This is a genomic window from Candidatus Rokuibacteriota bacterium (assembly GCA_016209385.1).
Classification (GTDB): Bacteria; Methylomirabilota; Methylomirabilia; order Rokubacteriales; family CSP1-6; genus JACQWB01.
The window spans coordinates 20,226-27,188 of sequence record JACQWB010000292.1 but is presented as its reverse complement, the minus strand read 5'-3'; the positions used below and the strand labels follow the sequence as shown (position 1 = coordinate 27,188).

The 6,963-nt window shown below is 67.0% G+C and carries 6 protein-coding genes and 2 tRNA genes; 5 read left to right on the top strand and 3 right to left on the bottom strand.

What is annotated here, in order from left to right; genetic code table 11:
• Both HY726_22160 and HY726_22155 read right to left on the bottom strand, forming a co-directional pair.
• The coding region (locus HY726_22160) for a UbiD family decarboxylase (protein MBI4611701.1) at positions 1-768 on the bottom strand (768 nt) is incomplete at its 3' end.
• A 1-nt stretch (position 769) separates the two neighbouring features.
• Positions 770-1,276, bottom strand: coding sequence for a permease (locus HY726_22155; GenBank protein ID MBI4611700.1), 507 nt, complete (start codon positions 1,274-1,276; stop codon positions 770-772).
• A 181-nt stretch (positions 1,277-1,457) separates the two neighbouring features.
• Here HY726_22155 and HY726_22150 point away from each other — a divergent pair, with 181 nt between their 5' ends.
• The 3 genes from HY726_22150 (at position 1,458) to HY726_22140 (ending at position 1,984) form a co-directional block, all read left to right on the top strand.
• Positions 1,458-1,730 carry an HU family DNA-binding protein gene (locus HY726_22150; GenBank protein MBI4611699.1) on the top strand — a complete coding sequence of 91 codons (273 nt, stop codon included), beginning with the start codon at positions 1,458-1,460 and terminating at the stop codon, positions 1,728-1,730.
• Positions 1,731-1,812: 82 nt separating this feature from the next.
• Positions 1,813-1,886: transfer RNA gene (locus HY726_22145), tRNA-Gln, on the top strand.
• Positions 1,887-1,908: 22 nt separating this feature from the next.
• Positions 1,909-1,984: transfer RNA gene (locus HY726_22140), tRNA-Glu, on the top strand.
• A 265-nt stretch (positions 1,985-2,249) separates the two neighbouring features.
• Here HY726_22140 and HY726_22135 read toward each other — a convergent pair.
• Entirely contained in the window at positions 2,250-4,589 is a 2,340-nt protein-coding gene (locus HY726_22135) for a DEAD/DEAH box helicase (protein ID MBI4611698.1), read from the bottom strand.
• Positions 4,590-5,898: 1,309 nt separating this feature from the next.
• Between HY726_22135 and HY726_22130 the strand changes: the two genes are divergently transcribed.
• Positions 5,899-6,531, top strand: a complete 633-nt coding sequence (locus HY726_22130; protein MBI4611697.1) for an adenylyl-sulfate kinase — start codon at positions 5,899-5,901, stop codon at positions 6,529-6,531.
• Entirely contained in the window at positions 6,518-6,958 is a 441-nt protein-coding gene (locus HY726_22125; GenBank protein ID MBI4611696.1) for a CBS domain-containing protein, read from the top strand. Before HY726_22130 ends, HY726_22125 begins: the two co-directional genes overlap by 14 nt.
• The last annotated feature ends 5 nt before the right edge of the window (positions 6,959-6,963 follow it).

Below are 6,963 nucleotides of genomic sequence, written 5' to 3'. Positions count from 1 at the left end.
GTCCACGGTCTTGCACCGGACCAGCTCGACGCCGGTTCCGCGGAGCCAGCCCGCGAAGACGATCTCGTCGATCCCCGGCGGCAGCGGCGCCGAGCCGGTGTAGATCGTCGCCGGATCCCCACCGAGAGCGATGGCGACCTCCATCGGTTTCCGCGCGCGCTCGGCATCGCGGTGGTGCTCGGCCGAGCCCTTGTGGGTCTGCCAGTGCATCCCGAGCGTCCGGTCGTCGAAGACCTGGAGGCGGTACATCCCGACGTTCCGTGCGCCCGTGGTGGGATCCTTGGTGAAGACCAGCGGGAGCGTGATGTAGGGCCCCGCGTCCTTGGGCCAGCACTGGATGATCGGGAGCGCTTTGAGCGAGGGACTCTGGGTCTCTACCACCTCCTGGCACGGGCCCGAGCTGACGCGCCGCGGCCCGGCTTTGGCGAGGCTCATGAGGTCGCCGAGCTTCCTGAGCTTCTCGAAGAACGTGCCCGGCATCTTCAGGTCGAGGAGCGCAGCCACGCGGCCCGACAGCTCGTTCAGATTCTCCACGCCGAGGGCCCAGGCCATCCGGCGGGCCGAGCCGAACGTGTTGATCAGGACCGGGATCTCGAACCCCTCCACGCGCTCGAAGAGGAGGGCGACGTTCTGGCCGGCGGGCCCTTTCGAGACCCGGTCGGTGATCTCAGAGATCTCGAGGTCGCGCGAGACGGGGACGGCGATGCGCCGGAGCTGGCCATGCCGTTCCAGATGGGCGACGAACTCGCGGAGGTCGGTGAACGGCATGCTACTCCTGGTAGAAGACCTTCACGAGCCAGCCGGCCACCACCGGGAAGGCCAGGCTCGGCACGACGCGCACGATCACGAACTGCCAGCCCATGAGCGGGGCTTCCCAGGCGATGATGCGCTGGATCCCGAAGAGCGACCAGGAGGTCATGTAGGCGACGAGCGCGGCGAGCCCGGCCCCCGAGTTGGCGAGCGCGACCATGAGCGGCACGCTCACCATGGGGCCGCCCGGGGTCAGCACACCGGCGACCGCGGCGATGACGATGCCGCGGAGCCCGGCCTCGCGCCCGAAGTAGCGGCTCACCAGCTCCTGGGGGACGAGCACCTGGAGCATTCCAGTCAGGATGAGGGCGGGGATCAAGCGGGGGAGGATGAACCAGAGGAGCGAGAGCCCGTTCAGCGCGCCGATGGCGGGCAGCCCGGGATCCTTCAGGTACGCGAACAGCGTGAAGAGCAGTGCCAGAACGACCAGGATGATCGTGGAGACGTCCACGGGAACCACGCGCACAGTACACCGCTCCTTTCGTGGGTGACGAGGGCTGCCCCATTATAGCAAGCCCCTCGCTGCTCGCCGGTAACTCGCCAGCGCCGTGTGGCGCTCTCGTGCTCCTGTTGACACCTCCCCGCGGGTTCGGGTATATGGGGAAGGTGTTGCGTGAGCCGGGGCTGACAAGCAGGGAGGGCAGGCAATGACCAAGGCTGACCTGATCGCCGCGATGGCCAAGGCATCCGGAGGGACGAAGGCATCGGCGGCGCGGGCCCTCGAGGCGTGTGTCGGATCGATCCGTGACGCGCTCAAGCGGGGCCGGCGGGTGACGCTGATGGGGTTCGGGACGTTCGCCGTCGCCAGGCGTGCGGCCCGCGACGGGCGAAACCCGCGGACGGGGAAGCTGATCAAGATCCCGGCGGCACGCGTCCCGCGCTTCAAGCCCAGCAAGGCCCTGAAACGGGCCATCCGCTAGGCGAGGCCCCCCCGCCGGCGGCTGGATTCCCGCGGGGGTCCTTGATTTGCTCCTGCTCGGTGTGCTGTAATGATTGCTGCGCTGGGAGATCGTCTAACGGTAGGACGCGTGGCTCTGGACCACGTAGTGGGGGTTCGAATCCTCCTCTCCCAGCCAGTTCTTTCCGCAGGTCGTGTCCGGCCCCATCGTCTAGAGGCCTAGGACATCGGGCTCTCAATCCGAAAACACGGGTTCGAATCCCGTTGGGGCCACCAGTTTTTTCGGGAAGTTGCGCGTGCGCCGAGTAGCCAGCAGAATCCTTCTCGACCCCGTCAAGCAGCTTCACCGCCTCCGTAGTTTGGGATTAAGGCCCCTCGGTAGCTCGCGGACGTACCGAGGGAAGCCGGAATGAAGACGCTCGCGGAGGTTTGCCGGTCGGCGGTGGCATTCACGTACCGATCGATCGAGCGAGGCGGTTCAGGCTCATCATTGCCGGCCCCGATTCTGGTCAATGGATCTCTCTTGAGACAGGTCATCGGGTCACGGCTTGAGGCTTTCCAGGAGCGCCTGCAACGCTTGCGCGACGCGGTCCACGACCTCGGGCTCGGGCATCCGGATCTTGAGATAGCTCTGGCCCGAGCGCTCGTCACGGATTCGCTCGAACAGTCGCGACGGCGTCGCTGCGGTCGCCGCCTGACCCGTCCCCGCCGCCGCCCACTCCGCAAGCAGATCGAGACCTGTTCGGACCAGACTGCTCAGCGGGTCAGCCGCCGGACGCGGCGCGGCAGATGGGACCGCCGCGTCGCTGTCGCCATCGACGCGTTCCTCGGCGGCGGCGGGCTCGGCAGCCTCCTCCACGATCGGAGCCGGGATACCGGCCGTGACGTTCTCGACGCTCTCCATGAAGCGCTTGAGCCGACTGCCGCCGAGAAACACCTCGCTCTCGCCGCCGTCGAGGATGCCGGCGAAGAGCGAGCGCTTGAATCCCAGGACGGACAGCATCCCCTCCTCGATGGTGCCCTTGGCCACGAAGCTCACGACTTGCACGGGCCGCGTCTGGCCGAGGCGGTGAACACGGCCGATTCGCTGCTCCAGGACGGCTGGATTCCAGGGCAGGTCGACGTTCACCACGACCGTCGCGTGCTGGAGGTTGAGGCCGACGCCGCCCGCATCGGTCGACAGGAACGCGCGGCAGCGCGGGTCTTCGCAGAAGCGGTCGATCAGCGCCTTGCGCTTGACGCTCTCGACGCCACCGTGAAAGAGCACGTGGCTCCACTTCCGGCGCTCCAGCCGGCGGACGAGCACCTCATGCATTCTGAGCCACTGACTGAAGATGACGGCCTTGGTGTCCGGGCTTTCGAAGATCTCCTCCAGCAACGTCGCCAGCTCGTCGGCCTTCACGCCGTGGTCGGTCCGCTGGTCGAGCAGATACGTGCTGTCGCAGGCCATCCGCATGTTCTGGAGCGCGATCAAGAGCCGCCGCTGGTCTGCCTCGGAAAGGAACCGGAACCGCCGCCACTTCGCCACGAGCTTTCCCACGATCTCGCGGTTCTCCTCGTGGTGGTCCATCTGCTGCGGCGTCATCGGCACGAAGAACCGCTTTTCCAGGCGCTCGGGGAGCTGGTGGAGCACGTCCTCCTTCCGCCGGCGGATGAGGACCGGTGCCAGAGTCTTGCCGATGCTGTCGAGGTTGCGATAGCCGACGACCTTGCCGAACTCATCGAGGATTTGGTGATCGTGCAGGAAGCGGAACGTGGGGCCGAGCCGGTGCTGGTCGACGAACTGCACGATGGACAGCAACTCCTCCAGTCGGTTCTCGAGCGGGGTGCCGGTGAGCACGAGGGCGTAGGGCGAGGCGATCTTCTTCACACTGCGGGCAGTGCGCGTGTTCCAGTTCTTGATGCGCTGCGCCTCGTCGAGGATCACCAGGTCCGGCGACCAGGCCGCGATCAGATCGAGGTCCCGGTACACCGTATCGTAGTTGGTGATCTTGTAGAAGCTCGCCGCCCGGAATCCCTCTTCGCGACCCCGGCGGAAGCCACCGATGACGCGGGCCAGGCGGTCAATGACCCGGGCGATCTCTCGCTCCCACTGGTGTTTGAGCGAAGTCGGGCAGACGACGAGCACGCGCTCGACCCCGAAGTGGCGGGCCATGATCTCAACGGCGGCGATCGCCTCGATGGTTTTCCCCAGCCCCATGTCGTCGGCGATCAGGCAACGACCCGCGCGGCTGGCGAAGAGCGCCGACACACGCTGGTAGTCGTAGAGCGGCACACGCAGGAGATTCTTGAAGGCCGCGCTCCGGATGCCGCGCGGAAAGGCCTCCGTGACCACCTTGTCCCGGCGCTCGGCGTCGCGCACCTGGGCGACGAAGCCCAGCGCGTCCTCGTAGCAGCGCAGGTCAGGGTCGAGGCGGACCGCCGTCGAGAGGAACGTCTCGAATTGTGCGAACGCCTCCGCGCGCAGCGTCCCGCCGCCGTCGAAGTAGCGCGCCGCCAGACGGGTCAGCTCGGCCGGCGCGGCAGCGCGGGGCCGGAATCGCACCTGGCGCTGGGCCCCGTAGTGCAGGTAGACTTCGCTGAACGGCGGCTCAAAGCCGCGGGCGAGCGCGTGGCGGTTCGCGGGTTTCCGCCCGAGACGCGCCAGCGTGAACTCAATGTGCTTGCACGTCCCCAGCGTGTTTGTCGCGAAGTCCGGACATGAGCAGAAATTGTTGCCCGGCTCGCTGCCACGGATCGCGACCCGGTAGGTGTTCCGGCTCTGGGAGTTGGTGACCTCGAACTCGGAGAAGAGCGGATGGCCACCGGTGTTCTTCAGCAGGAATGGTTGCTCAGGCCCGAACTGGCGGCGCAGCGCCGTCTGCCACGCCTCCAACGACATCCCCTCTGGCTGGTGCAGACGCGACAGCTTCTTAGGCACGGCGGCCAGTCTCGCGACCGCGGTGCGCGGTCGCTGTTGTCGGGTCCGGTTACGGGATTCGGTTCCTCTCACGCTCGAGGTACGCTGCCGGAACCGTCCGGCAGTACGCTCATCCTAGCGGCAAACTGCCTCGCTCCGCAATGCGATCGCGACTCTCCGCGGGAGCGCCCTCCTTCCGACCTCAGCCCGAGGATCTCTTCCATCTCTGGGATGCCAGGACCCGTGGCGAGGTCGATCCGGGGAAGGTCGTCAGCGCGTTCGGGCCCCCCCCTTGTTTGGACGGAAAGGAGCTTTTCCGCCGGGTTAGTTCCTCCTCACGGGTTCCTCGTGGTCACTCATGGCGCCCGTTGCCATACTCGGGCTCGTGGTACAGCTCTCGGCCTGGGTAGCTGCGCTAGGCGGCCTGGGTAGCTGGGGAGTCAAGGGGAGCGGAAGGAGACGCGGGTCCTGTCCCCCCGCCCATGAGTCGGCCGAGCAGGTCCTGGAGCCGAGCACCAGGTTATCCACACAACGCCTCCGTTGGCTGCGTTTTCTGCCCCCGAAGCGTTGACAAGCGTTGACACGTTGCCAGGCCAGTAGTCATGCGGGTTGTCAACGCTGTCAACGGATCGAGGTCTGAAAGAAGGGGTAGAGGACCCGGACCACCGGGTGGGGCCCTGGCGGTAGGCGCGTTCCGTCGCCCCTCGATCCAGCTTCTCGGCGGAAGCGACCAGCCCGCCACCCGCCAGCCGACCGGCCAAGTTCCGGATCGGGGGTGGATTATCCACAGTGAGCGCCCCCTCTTTCTGCCCCTTTTCGCCATCAAACCGTCAACACGTCTACAAGCCGCATAAACACTGGGGTGTAGACGCTTCGTGCAAGTGTCAACGTTGACGGATGCAGAAGTGTCTACAACCCGCATGAATACTGGGTTGTAGACGTGTTGACGGATCGAGGCCTCCAGGAGGGAGAAAAGGGCTTTCATTCTCTGCCCTCCGAGGCTGCGGAAGGAGGGGCATACCGGGCTCGGAGGTCAGCCAGGCTTTCGGGGGCCAGCCTTCGAGCGAGAGCTTTTGGCGCGGTCAGGAGCGGGGGCCCGCGGCGTTCTGAAGCGACCGTCGCTCGCGCGTCCCGGATGCCGCTCCGCTTGGGGTGGGGGCGCCCCGGGTGGTGTGACGATGCCTCAAGCCAGCGGCCGGGTCTGACGAACCTCTGGAGCTAACCCCCTGTTTTCTGGAGGGTCCTGGAGCACGTATAGCCTGGCACCCCCGTTGCAACTCACCTAATCTCGATGAGCTGGGCGATCTGGATCACAGGGCTACCGGGAAGCGGCAAGACCGCGCTCGCCCGGGCGGTCGCTGCGGCGCTGAGAGCGCGCGGCAGGGCGGTGAGGGTGCTCGAGCTCGACGCGGTTCGAAAAGTTCTCACGCCCGAGCCCACCTATACCGGGGATGAGCGCGAGATCGTGTATCGAGCGCTGGTCTACATGGCGAAGCTCCTGGTGGAGGCAGGAGTCCCCGTGGTCATCGACGCCACCGGGCATCGCAGGGCGTGGCGCGAGCTGGCGCGGGCGCTGATCCCGCTCTTCGCCGAGGTCGAGCTCCGCTGCCCGCTGCCGCTCTGCATCGAGCGGGAGCGGAAGCGACACGGTGGGCTTGCACCCGCGGGCATATACGAGCGCGCCGGCGAGCCCGGCTCCACGGTCCCCGGCGTGGATGTGCCCTACGAGGAGTCGCGCGGCGCCGAGCTGGTGCTGGACTCGAACTCCATGGACCTCTGGGCTCAGGCCCAGGAGGTCCTCTACCTGGCGCGACGGCTCTGCCGCCAGGCGGCGCGGAAGGAGCACTGTCGGCCGATCCGGTCGCGTGAGGCATACCGCCTGTACTTTCAGCAGTGGGAGGAGGACGAAGATGCGAGTTCGTGACTTCATGAGCGTGTCACCGATCACCGTGGACCCGAAGACGCCCGTGGCCGAGGCCCGCGAGCTGATGCAGCGCCATCGGATCCGGCACCTCCTCGTCGTCGAGCGGGAGCAGCTGCTGGGCATTATCACCGACCGGGATATCCGCCTGAATCTCCCCTCGCCGGCGACCAGCCTCTCCATCTGGGAGATCAACTACCTGCTCGCCAAGCTGACCGTGGACCGGGTGATGACCCGCGCGGTGATGACGATCGCGCCGCGCCGGCCGGTGGCTGACGCGGTGCGGCTCATGCTCGAGCACAGGATCGGTGCCCTCCCGGTCACGGAGCGCGAGCGCGTCGAGGGACTCATCACCGAGACCGCCCTGCTCCGGGTCCTGGACAAGCAGCTCGGAGAGCGCGCCGGGGCTGCCGCCGCGGGCATCGCCTGATCGAG